The following is a 23229-nucleotide window of genomic DNA, read 5'->3' as shown; positions in this document are numbered from 1 at the left end:
ATTAAGAGAAAATGTGGTCAATTTGATTGATTTCCTCTTTTGTTAATTGAACATCGTTTGTTTTTAAGTTTTGCAGAACTTGCTCAGCTCGTTTTGCACCTGGAATGATGGCATCGATGCCGTCCTGCGCTAAAAGCCAAGCCAGTGCGACGTGTGCCGTTTCAGCGTTCTTTGATTGTGCAATTGCCTTCAGCTTGTCCACTTTTTCGAGGTTTTGAAGGAACGCCTCACCTTGGAAAAGCGGGTCTTTTGCTCGAATATCATCAAATGTCGCATCCTTCGTAAATTTCCCAGTCAACAGGCCTGACGCCAATGGGAAATAAGGAATAAAGGAAATACGATGCTCGACACAGTATGGGAGAAGATCCTGCTCTGCCTCACGTTTCAGCAGAGAATACTCCGACTGAAGCACGTCTAAGTAGCCATCTCGATTAAAGGCTTGAAGCTGTTCAAAATCAAGGTTTGATGCACCAATTGCCCTGATTTTTCCTTCATCCTTCAATTCCTTTAATGTGCCTGCTACTTCTTCCAGCGGCGTCCGGCCGTCTGGGAAATGCATATAGTATAAATCAATATAATCTGTTTGCAGTCGTTTCAGGCTATTTTCGACCTGCTCTCTTAAAAAGTCCCGGCTGTTATCCAGTTCAATTTGTCCGTTTACTTCTTTATGAGCCCCCTTTGTCGCAAGGACAAGGTTTTCTCTGCCGCCTCTTTTGGCAATGATCTCACCGATCAATTCCTCTGAACGGCCCAGCCCATAAATAAAAGCAGAATCTAAGAAATTGACACCTTGATCAAGAGCCGTCTCCACAAGCTCCCGTCCGGCATCTTCACTCAGGTTCGGGAACAAATTATGTCCACCTACCGCATTCGTACCAAGCCCTATCGGATTCACCTGTAAATCAGTTCGTCCAAGCGTTACCTTTTTCAAAAGCTCATCTCCCTTATCCGCTTAATCATCCTTATTTTCCCATGAATCCTTTTCAACATTCAAGTATCCTGCTCTCTGAAAATTAACATAGCAGGTAGACGCTGAAAAAATGAAGGGACGTATAGTCATCTCTCTGAAAGCATTAACACCTTCACTTCAAGATTTTTACCTAAAAAACATTTAAAACCCATAATAAATCTATAAATTAATTCTTATTAACTAGTATATTAGACTTACAAAATTCCTTTTATTAAAGATGTTTGTGTAAATTTCTTTCAAAGATAGGGACTAAAACCTATTCCTCATCATGATTGAATTTCGATAGAATGAATAGTGCAAATCGTCATAAGGAGATTTTCCCCTTTAACACCCGAATATACCATTCTATCTGTTTCTTTTTTCATAGTCAGATAGCGGGAATGAAATGACGAAAGAAAAGCAAAGGAGCATCAACTGTGAATCTAAAAAAAATAAGTGCACTCCTCATGATTTCATTCGTGATGATCATCTCTGCAGCCTGCCAGAGCTCAGCCAAATCAAGCAACGCTGATCAAAAATCAACAAAAACAGCAGAGGTAAAAGTCAATAGCTACGAATATACGTTACCAGAAGACTCAACAACTACGCTAAGAGACAATGAATTGGTGCTAAAAGTCAACTTGACGATTACAAACAAAGGTGACAAAGCTCTTTCATTATATAGCTCTGACTTCTCCCTTTATCAGGACGATGCCAAAGTATCTGATTTAAAATTTTACGGCAGTAAAGACCGCCTTGACCTCGGTTCATTGAACAAAGGCAAATCACAATCAGGTGCTCTTTATTTCCTAGTAGACAAAGGGAAAAAATATCAGTTCGTGTACCAAGACAGCATCAAGAAAAACAGTGATTCGATCGAAATCAACCTAGATGGAAACAAAATACTTGATACAGCGAAAAAGCTGGATAACCCTGCAAAGGCGCTATCCGCTTATACCGATATGATTGTCTTTGACAAAAAGAACGATCAATTTGCCGATTTAACAGGTGACAACCAATCGGATGTCGTCAATAAATACCACGACATGTTTGTGAAAGACTTCAAAAGAAGTGCCGGCATGTACGGAAATGAAGTAAGTGACCGTGATATTCTGTCTATGTATAAACGCATTCAAAACACCATGAAAGATAAAGCCAAAGTAGAAACAAGTGTGAAAACCATCTCTGATGACGAGGCGAAGGTTGTCGCTCAAGTAACAGGCATTGATGCTTCTAACTTAAAAGACAAGCTAGACAAGCAAAGAGACGAGTTTTACAACGGCAAGATCCGCTCTAAAGAAGAATTGTATAAGAAAAGCTTAGACATGTACGCGTCTGAATTCGAGAAGCTTCCCCCAGTCTCCAGCCCAGCTGAATACGAAGTGAAAATGAAACGTAATGGGGATGGTCAGTGGAAAATTGACCTCAACGATTATAATACATCGCAGTACATGAGCGGGTTTATTAAAACGAGATAATTATGAACTAAAAAAAGACGCTGGCCCATGAAGGTGCCGCGTCTTTTTTTAATGTTATACAGTCGCCTCTTGCTCTTCTTTCACCGCTTTTTCAATATCTTTAAAACGGCTCGATACAGTAGACGCACTAATGCCATACTTTTTCGCTATTTGCGCTTGAGAAAGCGGGGCATCGCTTGCAAGTGAATGAATGTAATATTCGATTCCCGCAGCAAATGATGCTGCTTTACGGATCACAGGTGATTTCTGATCACAATAGGCTTTCCACACAGTTAAAGCGCCATCAGTCAGGCTTTGGTCCCCGTGTTCCTTCATTCCGTCTTCAATCAGCTTAGCTGTTTCCAGCTGAACATCACTTGCCCAGTCCATGCGATCTGCTGTTAGACCTGTATCGCCTTCTGTTTGAGCAGATGTTTCTGATTCTTCTACTTCTTGCTTCGCAAACATGCACTTCAGCACGTCAGGGAATGATTCTCTCATAAATGTGCTGCGCGTTCCTCCATTTGCCTCATATGCTTCAACAAGCTGACGAACTTGAAGAAGAAGCGTATCTGTAAACTCTTTTGCAAACATCGTATATTGAATGAAAAACTCTGCTTTTTCTTCAAATTGAACAGGGAATCCAAGCACGAGACTTCCTTTTTCAGGCAAGACTGTTTGATCCGGTTTTACATCTACTTCAACCTTCTCAGCTGTCACCATATTCTCAAAGTAAAGAGACTCGTCCGTTTTTTCATTTAATAAAAGCAAAGATGGTTCCATGTCTGTCCATGATTGAACCACTTGTTTTGTTTTCGGACGGGTAATATCCTCTGCTTTCTTTGTCAGGAATTCTTGGAAGATGGTTTCTTTCTGATCCGTTAATGGACGGAAGAAAATGCCCCATACACTTAAATGAAAAACTGAAATTTGTTGCGTTTCTTTATCCATATCTGCAAGGAAAGAAAACTCATTAATGAATTGATTAATGGCTCTCTGATGCTTAGAGAAAGCATAATTCATTAAATCCTTTTGAACTTGTACAGCTTCCTTAAACACAAGCTCAGACGTTTGTTCTCCGCCTGACTTTTGACCACAGCAATGTTTATATTTTTTTCCGCTTCCGCATGGGCAGAGCGCATTTCGTTTAATTTTTCCCAAAATAAAACCTCCGACATTCTAGTCTAACCTCACTATTTTAACAAACGATTGCACAGGAGAGTTTTATTTTCAAGAAAAAAGAAAAATCAGAATGATCAGTTAAATAACAAAGATACATGAAGATCACGACAGATCATAGGAATAGCAGTCTTTTTCTGTTTATTTTCTCCAATCATTCCAACAGATTTTCTTCAGCTCATTCCTTCAAATAACTGCTTTGCTTCAAAATAAAAGATTTGAACAAACTTCTTCGTATTGACTCTGCCTGTCGATCCTGCGGATGAAGAGGTCTTCTGCATTTCTTTCATTCTTTGGCTGACATCGGTAAAGTCAAAAAACTTCGACGCATAGTGCTCAAACTTAGGATTCGAGAAATCTGTTAATCCTAGTGAAGCAAAATGATTCAAGGAATGATGAATAGCGCGTCTAATCCGCTGCTCTGCTGCTTTCACTTCTCTCATCACTTCGACATCGGTTGCCCCATCATCCAGCTTCCTCTCCGCTGTTTTGATAAAGAGTTGCTTTAGCGGCGGGAAATTGACCTCATGAGAATTGGCTGACTGTGTTTCATGTAAGTAGATCAGGATCTCTAGTAAATCCTTAGAACCGCTCTCTCCGACAATTCCTAGTTCGGATAAGAGGAATTCCCCTGCCTCTTTCATCGTCCTTTTCTTCGACCCAGCGCCCGTCGTATCATGAGAAATTACAGGCTCTAACGGCAGCACATGGCGAAGGGAAGCTTGAATATCATATATCGATTTCTCCAGCTTGATCCGCTCCATGACTTTTCGAATCACACTGACGATCTCAATTCGATTGACAGGTTTATGAATATAATATTCGATCCCTAATTCATAGGCTTCTGCCATCATCTCTTTCGCCTCTACTTGGGAAATCATCATGATTTTACCTTTGAATTCAGGGTGAATATGACGAATCGTTTGAATGCCGTCTCTAGCAGGCATTAAAAGGTCAATCAGAAGGATGTCTATTTTTTTTAGGTTCAATGAATGGGCTTCTAATCCAACTCCGTCATCGGCTTCATCCACGACCTCTCCCAAATCTTCATCCTCAATGATTTGTCCTAAAATCGAGCGTATTGCACGATCATCATCTGCAATGAAAAACCGCATACACTCACCCTCTCTGTATTAAATTTTGTATAGGAAGGATTAGCTGAAAAGCTGTTCCCTTTGTTTCTCTTTGTTCGATTTTAATTTGACCGCCAAGCTCTTTAACCAGCTCTTTCACATAGGATAATCCAATCCCAGTTGATGGTGTTCCATATGCATCAAATTTAGAAGTATAGCCTGGATCAAATACAATTTCTCTCATTTTTTCAGGAATCCCCGGGCCATCATCTTCAATCCGAATCTCTATTTTATCATGACTTCCTTTTAATACGAGTGAGATCATTCCAGTATCCTTTATGGCTTCAACCGCATTTGCCATTAAATTATTAATCAGCGATAAGAAAATGAACACATGGTAATCATGCAAATGAATGCCCCTTATATCAGATGTAAAAGAGATGTTTTTTCCTAGAGATAACGCATATTTCTCTTGAATGCGGATGACAATCTGAACTAGCTCTTCAGCCTTCATATAGTCTTGCATATTTTCCTTAGAAATTAGCTTCGAAAGACCAGCATAAATACGCTGATTGTCCTTTTTCACTTCATGGATTTCTCCTGCGAGCTTCAACAGCTCCTGACTCACTTTCTTGCCTGCTTCGTGTTCATGCAGCAGACGATAAAGTCTGTATGATTCTTGCGTAATATGCTCTGTATGTTTTAACGTTTTCTTTAAATGAACCGTTTCTTCATATAAATTTGAAATGACCATCATCATATGCTCATTTTGTTTCATGATCTGCTTCTCTCTTGATTGTGCCTCGTACAGCTTCATCATATTAAAAAAGCTGATCACCACAAAGCTGTGAGCAAACGCAATGAGAAACATATCACTCAGCTTTGATAATGTCATCGTCGTATCAAACACTAAAAATTGTACAAACAGCTCAACAAAATCAGCTACTAATTCGATCATGAGACCAATGATCCCAATAAAAATAGAGCGCTGTTTAAAACGTCCCGTACGGACGGCAAAAAACAGGAAAGCATATGTAAAATAGAAGAAGAAACTTGGGAATTGCTGATAAAATGATGCAGCGAGATCAGCATTATGCTGAATCAGATCTAAGCCTACTCGAAAAAGCACAATGGCTGCGCCTGTTAAAAACCCAGGCAAGAATGGTCTAGATTTCCTTAAGAGTAATAAACAAAAGAAAAACGCAGGTGCCCCAAAGCTGATCCGGAACGTCTCATTCACAGGATAAAACTTCAGTTCTCCTGCAAGCGGCACAATAACTACCATAAAAATTAAAATGAATGCGTCTTTTTTAACAAGCTGGTTTAAACTCAAATGACTGACATCCCTTCCCCTGTTTGCATAGCCACAGTATACAAGGAGACTCTTTTCTTCACAATGTACAATAAAATAATTTTTACGAATCCTTCTATCCCCAAAATCCTTTTTTATGACTATTCTCCGAGGCGGCATGGTGACCTTTCAGCTATTCAGCGTTTTGGTGATTGTCTACAATAATGGGAATTGTTTAGACAATGATCGACAAACAGATTTTTATTTGTAAGTTTTTCTGTAGATTTTCGTCAGATTGTGTAGTTTCCAAGATAAATTGAATGAACAATTTTAGTGAAACTATATGTAAGCGTTTTCTGAATTTTCACTAAAAACCCTTTTTGTTTTTTCGCCGCCAAAGCCTTCATTTCAACATATATTTAGGTGTAAAGGAGTGGTACAAGCAGCGCATGACAAGTTCTTTGAAGATGTGTAACATGTTTTCGTGCCTATTTGATCGCATTTTTTGTCATCCGCCAATTCAATAGGGTACTTTTTGATTTTTGATTGGAGGAATCGTATGAAAACAGCAATTTCTAATAATACACAACACGCATGCCAGTCTTCTGTTGATCAATGGGCAGAAGAAATACGTCCGTATTACAAAAACGGGCAGAATGCTGGCTACATTCCAGCACTCGGAAAAGTGAATTCCTCTCAACTTGGTATCAGCGTGATAGGCTCAGATGGATCATCTGTACGTTACGGTGATTGGGACGTTCCCTTTACCCTACAAAGTATCTCAAAAGTCATCAGCTTTATAGCTGCCTGTTTAGGAAGAGGCGTACCATACGTCTTGGACCGGGTAGATGTAGAGCCAACTGGTGATGCATTTAATTCCATCTACCGCCTTGAGATGCATAAACCGGGGAAGCCCTTTAATCCAATGATTAATGCTGGAGCTATTACCGTATCCTCCATCCTTCCCGGAAAGACTTCTACAGAAAAGCTAGCATATATTTTCGATTTAATCGAAAACTTAATAGGAAAGCGTCCATCTGTTAATGAAGAGGTTTATCAATCAGAATGGGCAACTGCGCACCGCAACCGTGCTCTTGCTTATTACTTAAAAGAAACCAATTACTTAGAATCAGATGTCGAAGAGACATTAGAAGTGTATTTAAAGCAATGTTCCATCGAGGTCACAACAGAGGACATCGCCTTGATTGGACTGATTATTTCAAGTGATGGCTACCATCCCTTTAAACAGGTCCAAGTCATACCAAAGGATATCGCAAGACTAACAAAGGCATTGATGCTGACATGCGGCATGTATAATGCATCTGGTAATTTTGCTGCTTTCGTAGGCGTTCCAGCCAAAAGTGGTGTGTCTGGAGGAATTATGGCTTGCGTTCCGCCAAGCGCAAGAAGAGAATTCCCATTTCAGACAGGCTGCGGAATCGGTATTTATGGTCCCGCCATTGACGATTGCGGAAATAGTATTACCGGTGTCATGATGCTGAAAAAGCTCGCCAAAGAGTGGGATCTCAGTATTTTTTAAAATGAACAGTCATGAATTCGAAGAGGTGATGTTATGAACGAAAAAGCTTTGCTATCTTATTTAACAAATACAAATGATTTTATTTGGACTTATATTGTGATTGCTCTGTTACTTGGAGTAGGGGTCTACTTCACATATAGAACTCGCTTCCTGCAAGTGAGAATGATTAAAGAAATGGTGCGTGTCCTGAAAGAAGGAAGAAAAGAAAAAGAGGGGATATCACCGTTCCAAGCATTTGCCATCAGTATGGCGGCACGTGTAGGTACAGGGAATATCACAGGGATTGCTATCGCCATTGCAATTGGTGGACCTGGGGCAATTTTTTGGATGTGGATCGTAGCCATTATCGGTTCTGCCTCAAGCTTTGTTGAAAGTACATTAGCCCAAGTGTATAAAGTGAAAGATAAAACAGGATTCCGCGGTGGACCTGCTTATTACATGGAAAAAGGGTTAAACAAGCGCTGGATGGGAATTTTATTTGCGATCCTAATTACAATTTCTTTTGGAATCGTCTTTAATGCGGTTCAATCAAATACGATCACCGTCGCTTTTGAAAACTCCTTTGGATTAGACCGTTTAACAGTCGGTATTGTAATGGCTGTTATTTTTGCAGCAATCATTTTCAAGGGAATCCAAGCCATTGCAAAAGCTTCTGAATACATTGTCGTTGTACTGGCTCTAGCTTATATCGGAATTGCATTCTTTGTTATTGTGACAAATATCACTGAACTTCCTGGTGTCATCAGTACGATTGTGAAACATGCCTTCGGGTTTGAACAGTTCGCTGGCGGAACACTAGGCGGGGCATTATTACAAGGGATTAAACGCGGTCTCTTCTCGAATGAGGCTGGTATGGGTAGTGCACCTAACGCAGCAGCAACAGCCGTGACAAGTCACCCTGTAAAACAAGGGTTAATCCAGGCATTTGGCGTATTAACAGATACGTTAATTATTTGTACGAGCACAGCCTTCCTTGTCCTATTCTCTGATGCGTACAAAACAACGAACCTGCAAGGAATTGAATTAACACAGGCTTCACTCAGTCAGCACATTGGGCCATGGGCCTCTGGATTCCTTGCTATCATGATTTTCCTATTCGCCTTTAGTACATTGATCGGTAACTATTACTATGGTGAAACGAACATTGAATTCCTTGGTGCCAACAAAATTTGGCTTAACATCTATCGAATTGCCGTTATTGGAATGGTTCTTTTCGGTGCAGTTGCAACTGTTCCTCTCGTTTGGGGTCTAGCCGATCTCTTCATGGGACTCATGGTCATCGTCAACCTCATCGCCATTACCATGCTGTCTAAGGTCGCCTTTGCAGCATTGAAGGATTATACGAGACAGAAAAAAGAAGGCAAGGACCCTGTCTTCTATAAAAATGCCGTTCCAAACAATGAGAAAATTGAATGCTGGGACGACGAACCTGCTTCGTTGAAAAAGAATCAAATCGGATAAATAAAAAAAGCTCTGGTCCTCTGATCAGAGCTTTTTTCTTTAGTTCAAAAATTCGAGTATGAGTTTGTTCACCACTTCTGGCTTTTCATGATTGATCCAATGAGAAGCATCATCGACAAAAATCAGCTGACCATTTGGGCAAATCTTCATCGTTTCCTTCGCCAGCTTTCTGCTTAAAAACTTGTCCTCCATCCCCCAGATCATGCGAACAGGTACTAAAATGCGTTTTGATATCGGCTTTTCAAAGCCGCCCTTTTTGATGGCGCGGTACCAATTCAGCATTGAGGTCATGGCACCTGGCTGCGTCCAAGCCAGCTTGTAGCTTAATACATCTTCCTTCGTGAACAAATGTGGTCTTGCAGTCAATCCAATGGCTTCATCCAGCTTTTGAAAGTGATTTTCCTGAAGTGCTGCCTCTGGCACATTCGGAAGCTGAAAGAAAGCGATATAGGAGCTCTTCTTCCACTGCGGGGGATAAAACGGAAGAACCTTCATCATGACCCGCGGATGCGGCATGTTGACAATGATTAATTTCTCTACATATTGAGAACGTGTGGATGCCAAATGCCAAGCAACAGCTCCTCCCCAATCATGACCTCCCACAATCGCCTTTTGATTCGGACTAAGCGTCTTAATCAGCCCTACGATATCATCTCTCAGTTGATCTAATACGTAGGATTCGATTCCTTCCGGCTTATCACTTAAATGGTAGCCCCTTTGATCAGGAACGACGACACGATAGCCTGCCTCAGCCAGGGGCATGATTTGGTTCTTCCAGCCGTACCAGAACTCAGGAAACCCGTGCAGCAGTACAAGCAGCGGGCCATCCTCAGGTCCAGCCATTGCTGTGTGAAGTGTTACACCATTTGTTTGGATCGATTGAAATTCAATTTGCTCCATCCCTTTGCCACCCTTCTCCTTGTTCTTTTATTCTTCCAACATAGCATATTTTACATTTTTCAGAAAATAAAAACACTCCCAAAAAAACCTTCACAATAGTGAAGGTCTTAGAATTTTGACCAAGGATCCTTGAACAGCGAATTGGTGCTTTTTGCGAAAGAAACAGAGAAGATATGTATTTGTGCTAAATGACTAAATAACTAAAAAAGCAGACTCTAATCAGTCTGCTTTTTTTACGATTTTTATTTATCTAGAGAATATTTTTCTATTGCTTCTTTTGGAGATATTTCTTCATCAAATGAAAGATAACGACAATACACTTCACTTAAGTGAAGTGGTTCTTCTTCTAAATTGTCTACAAGTTCAAATATATCTAGGATTGCTACTAATTTTTTTGTTGTTTGTCCGTAATCCCCATTTCCAAATGTTTCTTCTGGAAAACTTTTTTCTATAATTTTTTTAACTTCATCTTGATCTTTTGCTTTGATTAATACGATTCTTTCTTCAAATATCTTATCAGGTCTAACTTTGGGAGACGGTATGGATTCAAACAATAATTTTGCTGAAAAGAGATCATACATAGATTTATCACCTTTTAATTATTTTTTCTTTTTAAATCTGTGATCAGTTAAAAGTTTTTTAGCTGTTCTTGCTTTTTTGATACCCTTTTTTGCATCTTTATTAATTTGATCAATGGTTTTATTTAGATATTCTGTTGGAAATTCACCTCTTATTTTTCCCTTTTCTGTTTTTTGAGATGAATTCATTTGCTGTCATTTTGTGATGTTTAACAACTTGAGCTTCCCAAGAGTTTGAAGAAAATATCATACCACCTACAATGACAGCCCCAGTTGCTAATACTGCGACTTGTCCTAATCCTGGAATAAAGAAGAAAGGAATCGGAATTGCAAATTTTGTTTCTGCAATTTGATCATGATTTATTTCTCCTTCAGAGGATACTAAATCATTTGGGTTAATCACAATATTTTCGTTTTCTGTTGCCTTTGCTGGTGCTTGTAAAACAAAAGTAAATACAGATAGTGCTAGTAGTGTGGAAATTATTTTTTTGATCAAGTCCAATACTCCTTATAGTTTATTAGAAATTCAATTGAATAACAAATTATATATTATATTACATTAATTGGATATCCAATAGATTTAAGGTAAATATAAGGGAATTGTTTTTTGAGGTTGCTGTGTCCACAATCATTTTTTATTTTTATATCATTGCATGATCTTTATTTAGCTCTTTGTCTTCATCTATTTCATATAATTCAGCACCCATATCAACCCATTTTTGCGGTCCTGTACTTGTCCGTGAAGTGCACCAAAGAACGTATCCTGTAATTCGACCAGTACATCTCCGTCAGCTTCTAGCGCTTCATATACTGCCTTTAGTTCTTCTTCATTGTCAAACTGCATAATCAATCTGAGATTCTCGGGCTTTGGTGTGCGGCCAAACGTATCTGAAAAGTGGAGCAGCGATTCTCCAAGGTGCAGTTCCGCATGCAGCACACGGTCTTGATGTTCATTTAAAATATGAATATCTCCGCCAAAAATTCCTTGATAATATTGAAGAGATTCCTTCACATCGTCTACCACAATATAAGGACTAACGCTAATCATACCCTTCATCCTCCTCTTGTTCCGTCCATCTTCTCTTTTATAGCTTATCCCAAATCGTATGAAAAAAGGCACAAATCGTCAACGGATTTGCACCTTTTTCTCATGAAGCTTTCGCTAATTCACTATGTTTATTTGAATACGCTGCGTACATGACGACACCGATTAACAGCCAAACACCAAAGTAAAGCCACGTCCGGCCTGGTAAGTTGAGCATAAGGAACAAGCAGCAGCCCATTGAGATAATCGGCAAGACCGGCACAAATGGAACCCGGAATCCCCTCTCAAGCTGTTGATGTGTCTTTCTCAAAATGAGCACAGATAAACTCACCATCGCAAACGTCAATAAAGCACCGATATTCGCTAAGTTGGACAGGTCCTTTAAATCAATAAACCCTGAAATAACAGCTGTCATTCCGCCAATCATCCATATGCTTGCAACAGGCGTATCACTTTTGTTTGTTTTCGAAAATACTTTAGGCAAAAGTCCGTCTCGTCCCATCGCATAAGCAATTCTAGTTGCTGCATAATTATTGGCGAAAATCACAGCCATCAATCCAATGACCGCACCGACAGAAATAATACCGGCTACGCTATTTTGATGTACACTTTGCAGCACATAGGACATAGCCTCTGTGACATTCAGTTTTGTATAGTGCACCATACCTGTCATGATCAAACAAACGACAATGTAAATGATCGTGCAAATGAGTAATGAGCCGATAATGCCAATCGGCAGGTTCCGCTGCGGATTTTTCACCTCTTCCGCAGAAGCAGAAATCGCATCAAATCCTAAAAAGGCAAAAAACACAGCAGCAGCACCGGCAATGACGCCTTCTGCACCAAACGGCATGAACGGCTGCCAATTAGCTGGCTGTACATAAAACCCGCCTACTACAATGAAAAGAACAATAATACCAAGTTTCACAAACACCATGATATTATTGAATTTTTTACTTTCCTTCGTTCCTCTAGATAAGATCCACGCAATCAGTAAAGCAATGATAATGGCTGGCAGATTCATGTATCCGCCTTGTTCTGGTCCCGCTAAAAATTGATGGGGGATCGAAATTCCAAACCCCTCAAGCAAGCTGTTGAAATAACTCGACCAGCCACTGGCGACAGCTGAAGCAGTCAGCATATAAACGGACAATAAAGTCCATCCCATCAGATGACCGACAAGCTCTCCCATCGTTGTATATGAATAAATGTACGCACTGCCGAATACAGGCAGCGCTGAAGCCATTTCTGCATAGCAAAGTGCTGCCAAACTGCACACAATCGCTGCAATGGCAAAGGAGAAAATGACAGCCGGTCCTGCATCCTTAGCCGCTGTAATTCCGGTTAACACCATGACCCCCGTGCCGATCACAGCCCCTATACCAAGGAGCGTGAGATCGAGCCCGCCCAGCGTTCTCTTTACCTTTTGCTGCCTGCTCTGTTCTAACAAATCGTGAATGTGTTTCTTACGAAGAATATGTCGCAAACCCTTTCCCTCCAAAACGTTAGAAAAACAAAAAATCATTCAAATTTCATTATAGCAGAATAGGTACTACGCATTCACAACCAATTCACGTAAATCTTTCTTCATGATTTTACCAAGCTTGTTTTTTGGCAGCTCCTGTGTGAAATGAATGGAGGGCACTTTGTAATCTGCCAAACGTTCCTGGCAATAGTTCACCACATCTTCTTCGCAAAAATCGACGGAATCGTCTTTTACGATATACGCACTTGGCACTTCACCATATAATTCGTCTGGTACCCCGATGACAGCTGATTCAATCACACCTGGAATTTGATCAATGACCTCTTCTACTTGGTCAGGATAGATATTATCCCCGCCGTACAGAATCACATCTTTGTATCTGCCAGTAATGAAAAGAAAACCGTCTTCATCTAGATAGCCTGCATCCCCCATATGGAACCAGCCATCTTTCAGCACCTTCTCAGTAGCGTCAGGCTGATGATAGTAGCCTAGGAAATAAAATGGACTTCTCATGACGACTTCGCCAATTTCTCCTGCTGGCAATGTCTCCTCTGTCTCAGGATGCACGATTTTCACATCTACATCCGCATCCACTTTACCGGCAGAGCCCATTTTATCCTCACCCATCGCTGGATGCCACGCACTGACAATCCATGCTTCCGTACTTCCATAGCCATGCATCATCTGAATGCCTGCTTCTTTGTAATCTTTAATTAAGCGTACCGGCACCTTCGTACCGCCAGAAATCGCAATTTCAAAAGATGAGAGATCGTACGAACCGCGTTTCATTTCTTCTAGCATGTACGTGTAAGCTGATGGGAAAGCCATCATGAACGTAATTCTTTCTTTCTCAATCGTTTCTAAAATGCGTTTCGGTGTTGCATCATGTAAGAAGACAAGCGTATACCCTTCAATCGCAGCTGCGATCAGATGATTAATTGAACTCATATGATACAGCGGATGACTCGCCAAGTACCGTTTTCCTTTCAGATCAAATCCTCGATTCCCATGTCTTGTTAAAAATTGATAAATTCGTCCATGCCCGACCATACAGCCCTTTGGATTGCCCGTTGTTCCAGAAGTGAATAAAATCATCGCTAAATCCTCTTCTGATACCTCATCAGCAAGATGACTTCCATCATTTGAAGCCAAAATGTCTTCAAACAGCTGGGTTGTTTTCGCATTGGCACCGGATTCCACCATCAGACAATCTTCTAAAGACACATTCACTGCCGCAATGATGTCACGGAATTCACGGTCAAAAAATAAAGCCTTTGGCTCTGCTTTTTTCAAAATACCTTCCAGCTCAAAAGAAGTAAGCTGCCAGCTAAGCGGAACTGCGACTGCACCTGCTTTGATGGCTGCCAGCATAATCGTTGAAAAGTGATGATGGTTTTGACAAATAAAGCAAACGCGGTCTCCTTTTCCAATCCCCTTTTGATATAAGTAATGAGCGAGCTGGTCAATGCGTTTTGCATATTCTTCAAATGTATAAGACACACCCCCGCCAGTTACCGCTTCAATTTGTGAAGAGCGTTCCATTCTGTCGTTAAGTAATGCCTGTAAAGTATTCAATATCTTCATCTCCAAACGTTTGATTTACAATAGCCAATTTCCAGTGAATGGGGTTGGCAGATTTTATCTCATTCACATTCTAAAATAAAACCAGCTGAAAGTAAAATCATTTCATTTTGGAATTGTTCTTTATATTAATTGATAATATAGGTAATTTTATAGCCGTCTTCCATTTTGGTTTAAATGATGATAACTATTATGATAAGATAGACCTAGTAATTGATCGGAAAATGCGAACGCAATAGGAAAAGAGGTATGGAGAATGCAACATTTCGAGCTAGAGGCAAGTTTATTAGACCATGCGCTGACAAAGTATTTAAAGGCGACGAAGCAAATAGATGAAGAGAACATCCCGAAAAACGTCACGAATGTGAAAGGGTTTATTTTACGCATCATTTATCGCCATCAAACATGTACTGTGAAAAATATTCTGCAGGAAGTTTCATTATCTCCCTCTGCAACAACAACCGCTCTCAATCACTTAGAAGATGAAGGGCTGATTATCCGCTCTCGAAATAATAATGACCGCCGTACTGTATGGATTACACTCTCTGAATCAGGTGAACAAATCGCAAAACAAATGATCGACAACCGCCAGCTGCTTGTCAATCAGCTGTTCAACCATCTTTCAGAAGAAGATAAAAAAACATTTTTTGAATTAATCGAAAAAATGATGGACGAGCACACATTAAAGGCTTAGGAATACTACTAAGCCTTTTTTTATGGCTTTAAGATGACCTTTATACAATCATCCTTTTTTTCATTAAATATGTGATACGCATGAGCGGCATCATCTAATGGCAATTGATGTGTGATGATCGCTCTAGGATCAATTTCACCGGTTGTCACTTTTTGATAGAGCTTTGACATGTAGCCTCTCGCCGGAGCCTGTCCCATTTTCAGGGTGACGTTTCTTGCGAAAAAGGCACCTAATGGGAACATATTGTATAGGCCGCCGTACACACCAGTCATCTGCACTGTCCCACATTTGCGGACGGCTTTTGTGGCAATTTGAATGGGTCCAATCGTTCCGCCTTGCAGCTTGAGTTTCTGCTCAATTTTTTCAAGCGGTGACTTCTTCCCGTCCATTCCCACACAATCAATCACAACATCGGCTCCACCCTTGGTGAGCTCCTTTAACGTTTCTCCCATGTCGGGATCTTCTGTAAAATCAAATACTTCTACGCCGCTCATCCGTTTTGCATGTCGCAGACGGTAATCAATGTAATCGACCGCAATCACACGTTCTGCCCCTTTTTGCCATGCAAATTGCTGCGCCATTAACCCAACAGGTCCACAGCCTAACACAATGACCGTATCACCTTTTTTCACACCTGCGTGCTCCACGCTCCAATAGGCAGTTGGAAGAACATCCGATAAGAACAGTAATTGTTCATCCTCCAGCTCACAATCATCTGGGATCTTAAACGGGGTGTAATTTCCAAAAGGCACGCGTAAATACTCTGCCTGTCCTCCAGGATAATTCCCATATTTCTCACTATATCCAAAAAGCCCACCCGAATCGTAGTGCGGGTTTGAGTTGTCGCATTGGCTTTCTAAGTGATGATGACAATATTGGCATTGACCACATGCAACGGTAAATGGAATAACGACACGATCTCCCTTTTTTACTGCCGTGACATCCGGTCCAACTTCCTCCACAATCCCCATTGGCTCATGCCCAATCACATAGCCGATTGGAAGCGGGAAGTTCCCCTGATACAAATGTAAATCAGATCCACAAATTGCTGTTGATGTAATTCGTATGATCACATCTTCCCGATCTTGAATAGATGGCGCATCTACTTTCTTCACAGCAATGCTATTTTTTCCTTGATAAGTAACAGCTCTCACATGCATTTCCTCCTTTAGCGAAAATCATCTGTACATAGCTTCACCTTGAATGAATGGTTCATTCATCAAATGAGAGATTTATAAGGAGGAGCCAAAAAATAAGAAAGGCCCGTCGATAGGTTCGACAGGCGCTTATTCAATCATGTGTAACGCGTTACATATTTATCCTTTTTCGACAAAAACCAAATCATATTGAGATGAAGTCTCTCGATCGATCATCAAGTTCCCTTCTTGAATAAAATAAGGACATATACTCGGGCTTTGTGATTCTTCAAACTGCTCATACAACTGCTCAATCTTTCCAGGGAGCAGTAAAAGCAAAAATTTATTAGAATGGGAAACGAATTCATAAGAATGAATCGTATCCGGCGGTATATAGGCAAAATCACCCGGCATCAGGCAAATATCCTCTCCGTTCAATTGAAGGTTCATTTTTCCTTCAACGCAATAGAGTGCTTCTGTATGTACTTGATGATAATGCGGAGGAAAATACTTTCCCTTCGCGCCTTCAATCACAAAATGACTGAACCCGCCTCCAGTTGTTTCTGTTGTTGCGATCAGCTCATGAAGCTGACCATCCACGATATATTGCTTCCCTTCACCAGCCTCTAATACATAGGGCTGCACCGCCTGAGGGAGCTGACTATGAAATAAAACGGAGGGCTTGGTTGTATTTGATAGCTGCCGGATACCATGCATCAATATGAGATCGCTTTCTTTTTCAGCTTGTTCAAAGCTGGCTGCATCGAAAGCATGATCAGTCATCAGCCATTCGTTCTGCTGAAGCCTCTTCCCAATTTGCTGATACACATCTGTCATTTGTCCGCCCAACGTATATGAAATAAACCTTGTTTTGTGACTATGCATTCTGTAGCCATGAATCGTTTTAGGCGGGATATGAATATAATCGAAGGCTGTGACCATATATTTTTTACCGTCCAGTATCACTTCAAGCTTTCCTTCCAGCACGAAAATGGTTTCAAATAAGTGCTCATGACAATGAAGTGGAAAATAAGCCCCTTTCCCACCTGTGATTAAGACAAGCTCAAACAGCTGATTCGTTTGATTTGCTTCTGCCAGCACATGAACAAGCTGATTTTCAAGCCCATACAGCTTCCCTGAACCAGACACGGTATAAAAATAGGTATCTTCGGATTGCTTGATTGATTGCGGTTGCTCCGACATCCCATCACTCCTCATGACTAATTGACTATCTTTATTATATAGACCAATTGATATAATAGATAGACAATATGCGAGAGATTTTACTCTTCTCGCATAAATAAGTGTCTAAGGTAACACTTTACGTGTTCTAACGGGGTCGTTTGTTTGAGTGCTGTGGTCATCGATAGACCCCCAATCACCATTGAATGAAGGAGAGAAGCCAGCTCATCCGCTTTGTTTTCTTCATATCCGCTGTTCATTAGCTTTTCTTTCACAAGCTCTTGCCAGCGGATCATTTCTTGTTTGCATGCAGCATGAAGCTGCGTATGTTCTGGCTTGGATTCTGCCGCCAGCAAGACAATCGGAATCCCTCTTTCACTTTCTTGCTCCATAAATCCCCGAATGATGTTTGTCATAAAACTTTCAATGGCGATATAAGGGTCATCCGAATAGGCAAAGCTTTCTTCAATTCGATCGATGACCTTTTGACTAATATATTCAACGGCTGCTATGGCCAGCTCTTCTTTTCCGTTTGGAAAGTAATAATAAAGAGATCCTTTAGGCGTGCCGCTCTCTCTAATGATTTGATTCAATCCTGTCGCATGATACCCCTGTTTGCGTAAAAGAAGTGCAGCCGTTTGAATAATTCTATCCTTCGTACTCACGTGTGACACTCCTTTCCCTCCATAGACAAATGTGTTTCAACGTATGATTTGATTTGTTCCTTTCCAAATCGAGGATGTCTCCATTTCTGCTGCAAGCCGAAGCAGCCAGTCCTCTTTTCCCTTTGGTGCTGTCACCTGTACCCCTAAAGGCATGCCCGCTTCAGTGAGATGAACAGGAACACTCATAGAAGGCTGACCCGTTAAGTTGGCAAGCTGTGTAAATGGTGTGTAGGTCAGACTCTTTAAGAACATGTCATAAATAAGATCCTGCTGCGCTTGCATTGAGAGGGATGACACACGTAAAAGTTCAGTGATTTCCTCTTTCGAATGCATCAGCTCACCAACCTTTGGAGCTGAATAGGCAGTAGCGGGTGTCACAAAGAGATCGTACGTTTGATGAAATGATGCCATTTGTGCAGCCGCCATATCCCACGCATCAAGACTTTCTGTATAAGCAGCAGCGGTCACATTCTTGCCAGCCTCCGCCAGCACCCATGCGACGATGTCCGTTTCCTCCGGATTGACTGGACGTCCTAATGAACGAGCCAAGGACGTGAATAATGCAGACATTTCTCCGCTGTTCATGACGTAGTATTGCTGCATCAGATGGATCCCGTCAATTGCCGGCTTCGCTTCTTCTACTTGGTGCCCTTGATCACTCAGCCATTTCACTGTTTGCTGAACCGCCTGCTTCGCTTCCTCACTAACCTTCGTACCTACTGGAGATTCTATACTGTAAGCAATTCGCATAGAAGATGTACGTTTCACTAGATCTTCTTGATAGCTGCCGTCGTATAACGGCGTTTGGAAAGCCGCTTCAGGCTGAATGACTTGAAGCAGATCAAGAAGAGCTGCACTGTCCCGAACTGTTTTTGTGAGTGTAAAATCAATGGAAGCCCCTTGCCACTGCCTTCCTGCGCCTGGTCCTACCGGCGTTCTTCCTCTCGTTGGCTTGAGACCGAACAAACCTGTAAAGGATGCTGGAATCCGAATGGAACCACCGCCATCACTTGCTCCACCAGCCGGTACGATGCCGCTTGCAACAGCTGCTGCCGTCCCGCCGCTTGAACCGCCAGGGGAATAGTCAGGATGCCAAGGGTTCCTCGTTGGACCATGTAAAGAAGGTTCTGTTACATTCCTTAAACCGAATTCTGGTGTGTTTGTATGCCCCATCATGAGAAATCCAGCCTGCTTCAATCGATGGACAAAGTGGGAGTCCGTTTTTGCCTTTACATCCTTTAACAATGCAGCACCTGCTGTCAGCGGTTCATTTTCCATCCCTTGCGATATATTTTTCAGTACAAATGGAACGCCCGCAAACGGCTGATTCGTATGTAATGTCTTGATTTCTTTTAATACTTGATCTTGTCTTGTCTGAATCACCGCATTTAGTTCAGGATTGACCTCATTCAATCTAGCAAATGCAGCCTGTACAAGCTCGTCTGGCGTTACCTGCTTATTCCGTACAAGTGCTGCCAAGCCAGTCGCATCATACGTCATATACTCTTTTACGTTCATCAGCATGTCCTACTTTCTCTTATTATGATCTCTCTATTGTCTACTAGATTTGTATGAATTTCAATTTCAGGTTACTTGTAAAAAAACTTTCTGACAAACAATATGATTCTTCTAACCATCCTTCTCATTTCTCCGATATAATAGAGAAAAAAAGACGGAGGTCATCGTATGCAAGGGGCTATCGCCTTGAAAAAGAAAATCGTCGTAGTCATCGCGTTTCTTCTTGCGTTGACAACTGCCTTGCCTTACCATTCGCAGGCAGCTGCACCGCCAAAAGAAACAGATGTCATCATCGTCTATAAAAACCAAAAAGGAAAGCAAACGGCTATTGAAGAAAGTGAAAAAGTGAACGCACAGTACATACATCTTCCCGCTGTCGCTGTGACAGCAGATGAACAAGCCGTCACTTCACTCAAAAAAGACCCAAACATTGCATATGTGTCAAAAAACGTAAAGGTCAAACTCGCTTCTTCTACCATGAAAAAAACTGCTGCCGCTACGAATCAGGATGCATTGGTTCAAAAATCTTACAACCTGCAAAAGCTGAATGTAAAGAAAGCGATCAAAGAAGGCGTCACAGGTAAAAATGTGAAAGTAGCCGTTTTAGATACTGGTATTTTTCCACATGAGGATTTAAAGGTATCGGGCGGTAAATCATTTGTGAACTACACATCTTCCTATAAAGATGATGAAGGACACGGCACACATGTCGCGGGCACGATTGGTGCGATCAATAACGATTACGGCACAGTCGGCGTCGCTTCTGGCGCGAAGCTGTATGCTGTGAAAGTGTTAGATAAAAAGGGAGAAGGCGACCTGTACAGTCTGCTTCGAGGCATCGATTGGGCCATTAGCAATAAGATGGATATTATGAATTTAAGTCTAGGTTTTGAAGACAATATCCCCATCTTGCGTTCAGCAGTGGATGAAGCATACAAAAAAGGACTGCTTGTGATCGCTGCAAGCGGAAATGATGGGAAGAAGAATCATATCAGCTACCCTGCCGCTTACAATAGCGTCATTGCTGTTTCCGCAACCACTGACAAAGACAAACTCGCGTCTATCTCAAATACAGGGAAAGGCATCGAATTTTCTGCCCCTGGCGAGAACGTCATCAGCACTTATTTAAAAAATGAATATTGGTATGCAACGGGTACATCACAAGCTGCACCGCATGTCACAGGGATGCTGGCGCTGTTGAAGCAGCTTCATCCGAAGAAAACAAATGCACAGCTTCGCACCTTATTGCGCAGCTATACAGTGGATCTTGGCGCAAAAGGAAAGGATCCACAATTCGGCTATGGCCGCGTGCAATATATACCGCAGTCCACCTTTGTAAAGGCTGCGACCAGCGTTGTCAAAACAGCCGAAACATCTAAAAAGCAGGCAGATGTCAATCAAGCCAAAACGAGAATTGGCCGACTCACTGCAAGTAAACAAAAAACAGCACTCACCGAACGGGTGAAAAAGGTACAAGGAACCATTGATATCCGTTCCGCACGTTCAAAGGTTCAAACAGCCGAAAAAAACAAAACACAAGGCGCCATTAAAAGCGCCCAAACGGCTATCAAAAAGCTAAACAAAGGCAAAGAAAAAACAAGCCTGCAAAACCGGCTCGACAAAGTCAAAAAACAGGTCGCCTATCAAAAGAAAGTGACAGACGCCAAACAAAAGGTCAAAAAAGCGGAAGCCAAACGGACAAAGAAAACAAAAGCAGCGGCTCAAACCGCTGTCAAACAGCTAAAAGCTTCCAAAACGAAAACCAACTTACAGAAACGATTAAACCGTATCAAGGTTTGACAGAAAAAAACGATTCCTCGCCTGAAAGGAATCGTTTTTTCTATTTCAACATCGGCTCAAACAAGCTGTGATGATATTTTCCTTCGGCATCTGCCCTCACTTGAACGAGTATGCTTTCTAACGAAGCCATCACACCCTCTAATGCCCGGCGCACTGAACCTTGTTCAAAAGCCGCTAAACTCTCCGGCAATTCATCTTCATCCAACACAAAGAAATGACCATTGGGCAGAACGAGAAGATCAATAATGAGGTCTTCAAATATGACCAGCTGGCCGTTGAACCATGTATTCCTCACAATATTAAAATAAGACCCAAGTTCCTTCCCTTGATCATCCCTCCAGTAGTAAATATTGTAGGGTCGATCCTTCCAATAATAGGCGGTCGTATAGCTCCCTTTTGGAATGGTCAGAGCACCATCACCTGCCCTCATCGTAAACGTGTCTTCGATCTTGTGAAACAGCACAGCCTGCTGCTCCTGTGCGTCTAACAGCTGACAAGTATGTTCCACGACCTTCTGATCGTATTTGATTTTCCTCTCGATTACTTCATCCCAACGATCCGCATGTAGCGAAAACAACATGTCACAACTCCCTCTGCATCTAGTTTCTCTCTTTCCAGTATACACCGATTTTTTTTGAAGAAATAAAGGGTTGCTGCATTTACTTATGGAAGACCTATGATGAGGTGAAATAAATGAACGGAATCACGATTCTTGAAAACCTTACAGAGCTTGGACAAATCATCCTCTTTTTATGCAGCTATGCCTTTTATTGGCGGCTGGTGAAAACGAAGAGAGAACGAAAGCTGTCCCTTTACGAACGCGTATTAAAATTCTTTTTCATGTTCGGTTTAATTTCGTGGGGGGTATCATATTGGGCGCTTGTACTGTGGGCGTAAATTGAAAAAAGGAAGAGCTGTCCCTGAAGGACTTGCTCTTCCTTTTATTACGAGTGATGTGATGAACCAGCCGGCTGTTCTTTTTGGATAACATATTGATAGCTCTTGACATGCGTCCCATTTTGATTCACAAATTCTTTATCTAGTGCACGCTCAAAGCCCATTCTTTCATATAGACGAATGGCAGCCTGCATTTTATCAGATGTATGAAGATACAGGACATTTTCGCCCCATGATTGCGTAAGTTCAATACTTTTACGTAACAATGACTCTGCAATTCCTTTTCCTCTAACATCGGGATCTACTCCTAAAAACCGGACGATGGCTGATGTAATGCCCATTTCGGGTTTGTCATACGCTTGCTCTGATGACCGGAACATTTGAAGCGTCCCCACGACCTTGCCTTCAAGCTCCGCCACAAGCATCAGCTCCATGTTCGGATTATCTACAGCTGCTGCAAGCGCAGCAGAATAATTTTGCCAGCCTTCCTCTGTAAATTGAGGCTCATACTGTGAATAGGATTTGATTAGTACATGCCTGATCGCTTCATGATCTTCTTTGACTGCTTGACGAATGATCAGCTCTTGCTGCTTCATGTCAGCACCTCCTGTTGTTTATTGCTAGATATACGTATCATGCAAATACTGCATGTCGATGACCTTGTTCTTTTCTCTACTCATTCAATGTAAAGAGTCTCATTCGAAAGATCAATCATTTTGCACGGAATCATCTTTGAAAATTTCCATTGAAAAGGAACGCTTGATTCATTATGCTGTTTTGAGGAAGTATACGAGGAG

Annotated in this window: 22 protein-coding genes; 6 read left to right on the top strand and 16 right to left on the bottom strand. The window is 41.5% G+C overall.

The window, feature by feature from the left end:
• Position 1: 1 nt before the first annotated feature.
• Positions 2-931, bottom strand: a complete 930-nt coding sequence (locus MKZ03_RS01570; RefSeq protein WP_060595468.1) for an aldo/keto reductase — start codon at positions 929-931, stop codon at positions 2-4.
• A gap of 455 nt (positions 932-1386) precedes the next feature.
• Between MKZ03_RS01570 and MKZ03_RS01565 the strand changes: the two genes are divergently transcribed.
• Positions 1387-2427 carry a DUF4352 domain-containing protein gene (locus MKZ03_RS01565; protein ID WP_307498974.1) on the top strand — a complete coding sequence of 347 codons (1041 nt, stop codon included), beginning with the start codon at positions 1387-1389 and terminating at the stop codon, positions 2425-2427.
• Positions 2428-2481: 54 nt separating this feature from the next.
• Here the strand turns inward: MKZ03_RS01565 and MKZ03_RS01560 are convergent, their stop codons facing one another.
• The 3 genes from MKZ03_RS01560 to MKZ03_RS01550 form a co-directional block, all read right to left on the bottom strand.
• A complete protein-coding gene (locus tag MKZ03_RS01560; protein WP_034664274.1) occupies positions 2482-3567 on the bottom strand; it encodes an SEC-C metal-binding domain-containing protein in 1086 nt (361 codons plus the stop codon).
• A gap of 191 nt (positions 3568-3758) precedes the next feature.
• On the bottom strand, positions 3759-4700 hold the full coding sequence (locus MKZ03_RS01555; RefSeq protein WP_307498972.1) for a response regulator: 942 nt from the start codon (positions 4698-4700) through the stop codon (positions 3759-3761).
• Positions 4701-4704: 4 nt separating this feature from the next.
• Positions 4705-5991, bottom strand: coding sequence for an ATP-binding protein (locus tag MKZ03_RS01550; RefSeq protein ID WP_307498971.1), 1287 nt, complete (start codon positions 5989-5991; stop codon positions 4705-4707).
• A 517-nt stretch (positions 5992-6508) separates the two neighbouring features.
• Between MKZ03_RS01550 and MKZ03_RS01545 the strand changes: the two genes are divergently transcribed.
• Both MKZ03_RS01545 and MKZ03_RS01540 read left to right on the top strand, forming a co-directional pair.
• Positions 6509-7489 carry a glutaminase gene (locus MKZ03_RS01545; protein WP_307498970.1) on the top strand — a complete coding sequence of 327 codons (981 nt, stop codon included), beginning with the start codon at positions 6509-6511 and terminating at the stop codon, positions 7487-7489.
• A 33-nt stretch (positions 7490-7522) separates the two neighbouring features.
• Positions 7523-8950, top strand: coding sequence for an alanine/glycine:cation symporter family protein (locus MKZ03_RS01540; protein ID WP_034664280.1), 1428 nt, complete (start codon positions 7523-7525; stop codon positions 8948-8950).
• 39 nt (positions 8951-8989) lie between these two features.
• Here MKZ03_RS01540 and MKZ03_RS01535 read toward each other — a convergent pair whose 3' ends face one another.
• The 6 genes from MKZ03_RS01535 to MKZ03_RS01510 form a co-directional block, all read right to left on the bottom strand.
• A complete protein-coding gene (locus tag MKZ03_RS01535) occupies positions 8990-9850 on the bottom strand; it encodes an alpha/beta fold hydrolase (RefSeq protein WP_034664282.1) in 861 nt (286 codons plus the stop codon).
• A 242-nt stretch (positions 9851-10092) separates the two neighbouring features.
• The gene (locus MKZ03_RS01530) at positions 10093-10431 is read right to left on the bottom strand and encodes a DUF4288 domain-containing protein (protein ID WP_034664284.1); all 339 of its coding nucleotides are present in this window, start codon (positions 10429-10431) and stop codon (positions 10093-10095) included.
• Between the two features lie 142 nt (positions 10432-10573).
• A complete protein-coding gene (locus MKZ03_RS01525) occupies positions 10574-10924 on the bottom strand; it encodes a hypothetical protein (RefSeq protein WP_341030708.1) in 351 nt (116 codons plus the stop codon).
• 186 nt (positions 10925-11110) lie between these two features.
• A complete protein-coding gene (locus MKZ03_RS01520) occupies positions 11111-11476 on the bottom strand; it encodes a VOC family protein (protein WP_334750746.1) in 366 nt (121 codons plus the stop codon).
• Positions 11477-11576: 100 nt separating this feature from the next.
• Positions 11577-12959, bottom strand: a complete 1383-nt coding sequence (locus MKZ03_RS01515) for an amino acid permease (protein WP_034664289.1) — start codon at positions 12957-12959, stop codon at positions 11577-11579.
• Between the two features lie 66 nt (positions 12960-13025).
• The gene (locus MKZ03_RS01510; protein WP_341030707.1) at positions 13026-14534 is read right to left on the bottom strand and encodes a class I adenylate-forming enzyme family protein; all 1509 of its coding nucleotides are present in this window, start codon (positions 14532-14534) and stop codon (positions 13026-13028) included.
• A gap of 262 nt (positions 14535-14796) precedes the next feature.
• Here MKZ03_RS01510 and MKZ03_RS01505 point away from each other — a divergent pair, with 262 nt between their 5' ends.
• Complete coding sequence (locus MKZ03_RS01505; RefSeq protein ID WP_034664294.1) at positions 14797-15234, top strand: MarR family winged helix-turn-helix transcriptional regulator; 438 nt, start codon at positions 14797-14799, stop codon at positions 15232-15234.
• A gap of 20 nt (positions 15235-15254) precedes the next feature.
• Here the strand turns inward: MKZ03_RS01505 and MKZ03_RS01500 are convergent, their stop codons facing one another.
• The 4 genes from MKZ03_RS01500 to MKZ03_RS01485 all read right to left on the bottom strand — a co-directional run bounded on the left by MKZ03_RS01500 (position 15255) and on the right by MKZ03_RS01485 (position 19735).
• The gene (locus MKZ03_RS01500; protein WP_106061707.1) at positions 15255-16388 is read right to left on the bottom strand and encodes a zinc-dependent alcohol dehydrogenase; all 1134 of its coding nucleotides are present in this window, start codon (positions 16386-16388) and stop codon (positions 15255-15257) included.
• A gap of 162 nt (positions 16389-16550) precedes the next feature.
• On the bottom strand, positions 16551-17573 hold the full coding sequence (locus tag MKZ03_RS01495; RefSeq protein ID WP_034664300.1) for a quercetin 2,3-dioxygenase: 1023 nt from the start codon (positions 17571-17573) through the stop codon (positions 16551-16553).
• 80 nt (positions 17574-17653) lie between these two features.
• Positions 17654-18217, bottom strand: coding sequence for a TetR/AcrR family transcriptional regulator (locus MKZ03_RS01490; protein ID WP_307498962.1), 564 nt, complete (start codon positions 18215-18217; stop codon positions 17654-17656).
• Positions 18218-18253: 36 nt separating this feature from the next.
• Positions 18254-19735 (bottom strand): amidase, encoded by a 1482-nt coding sequence (locus MKZ03_RS01485; protein WP_060595539.1) that lies wholly within the window; start codon positions 19733-19735, stop codon positions 18254-18256.
• A 168-nt stretch (positions 19736-19903) separates the two neighbouring features.
• Between MKZ03_RS01485 and MKZ03_RS01480 the strand changes: the two genes are divergently transcribed.
• Entirely contained in the window at positions 19904-21535 is a 1632-nt protein-coding gene (locus MKZ03_RS01480) for a S8 family serine peptidase (protein WP_445662021.1), read from the top strand.
• Positions 21536-21575: 40 nt separating this feature from the next.
• Here MKZ03_RS01480 and MKZ03_RS01475 read toward each other — a convergent pair whose 3' ends face one another.
• Positions 21576-22115 carry a DUF402 domain-containing protein gene (locus MKZ03_RS01475; RefSeq protein ID WP_341030703.1) on the bottom strand — a complete coding sequence of 180 codons (540 nt, stop codon included), beginning with the start codon at positions 22113-22115 and terminating at the stop codon, positions 21576-21578.
• A 113-nt stretch (positions 22116-22228) separates the two neighbouring features.
• On the opposite strand from MKZ03_RS01475, the gene MKZ03_RS01470 reads away from it, so the two are divergent.
• Positions 22229-22432, top strand: coding sequence for a hypothetical protein (locus MKZ03_RS01470; RefSeq protein WP_334750742.1), 204 nt, complete (start codon positions 22229-22231; stop codon positions 22430-22432).
• A 47-nt stretch (positions 22433-22479) separates the two neighbouring features.
• On the opposite strand, the gene MKZ03_RS01465 is transcribed toward MKZ03_RS01470, so the two are convergent.
• Positions 22480-23028: a GNAT family N-acetyltransferase gene (locus tag MKZ03_RS01465; protein WP_066031383.1), complete on the bottom strand. Its 549-nt coding sequence runs from the start codon at positions 23026-23028 to the stop codon at positions 22480-22482.
• Between the last annotated feature and the right edge of the window lie 201 nt (positions 23029-23229).

Origin of the sequence: Bacillus sp. FSL R5-0431, assembly GCF_038002985.1 — a bacterium.
Classification (GTDB): Bacteria; Bacillota; Bacilli; order Bacillales; family Bacillaceae; genus Bacillus.
The sequence above is the reverse complement of the archived record's forward strand: the minus strand, read 5'-3'. Positions and strand labels throughout refer to the sequence as shown.

Coding starts and splice junctions, on each gene's coding strand:
- MKZ03_RS01485 (WP_060595539.1), bottom strand. CDS start 19,735: ATGAACGTAAAAGAGTATATGACGTATGATGCGACTGGCTTGGCAGCA.
- MKZ03_RS01475 (WP_341030703.1), bottom strand. CDS start 22,115: ATGTTGTTTTCGCTACATGCGGATCGTTGGGATGAAGTAATCGAGAGG.
- MKZ03_RS01545 (WP_307498970.1), top strand. CDS start 6,509: ATGAAAACAGCAATTTCTAATAATACACAACACGCATGCCAGTCTTCT.
- MKZ03_RS01520 (WP_334750746.1), bottom strand. CDS start 11,476: ATGATTAGCGTTAGTCCTTATATTGTGGTAGACGATGTGAAGGAATCT.
- MKZ03_RS01530 (WP_034664284.1), bottom strand. CDS start 10,431: ATGTATGATCTCTTTTCAGCAAAATTATTGTTTGAATCCATACCGTCT.
- MKZ03_RS01470 (WP_334750742.1), top strand. CDS start 22,229: ATGAACGGAATCACGATTCTTGAAAACCTTACAGAGCTTGGACAAATC.
- MKZ03_RS01465 (WP_066031383.1), bottom strand. CDS start 23,028: ATGAAGCAGCAAGAGCTGATCATTCGTCAAGCAGTCAAAGAAGATCAT.
- MKZ03_RS01555 (WP_307498972.1), bottom strand. CDS start 4,700: ATGCGGTTTTTCATTGCAGATGATGATCGTGCAATACGCTCGATTTTA.
- MKZ03_RS01495 (WP_034664300.1), bottom strand. CDS start 17,573: ATGTCGGAGCAACCGCAATCAATCAAGCAATCCGAAGATACCTATTTT.
- MKZ03_RS01540 (WP_034664280.1), top strand. CDS start 7,523: ATGAACGAAAAAGCTTTGCTATCTTATTTAACAAATACAAATGATTTT.
- MKZ03_RS01535 (WP_034664282.1), bottom strand. CDS start 9,850: ATGGAGCAAATTGAATTTCAATCGATCCAAACAAATGGTGTAACACTT.
- MKZ03_RS01480 (WP_445662021.1), top strand. CDS start 19,904: ATGCAAGGGGCTATCGCCTTGAAAAAGAAAATCGTCGTAGTCATCGCG.
- MKZ03_RS01505 (WP_034664294.1), top strand. CDS start 14,797: ATGCAACATTTCGAGCTAGAGGCAAGTTTATTAGACCATGCGCTGACA.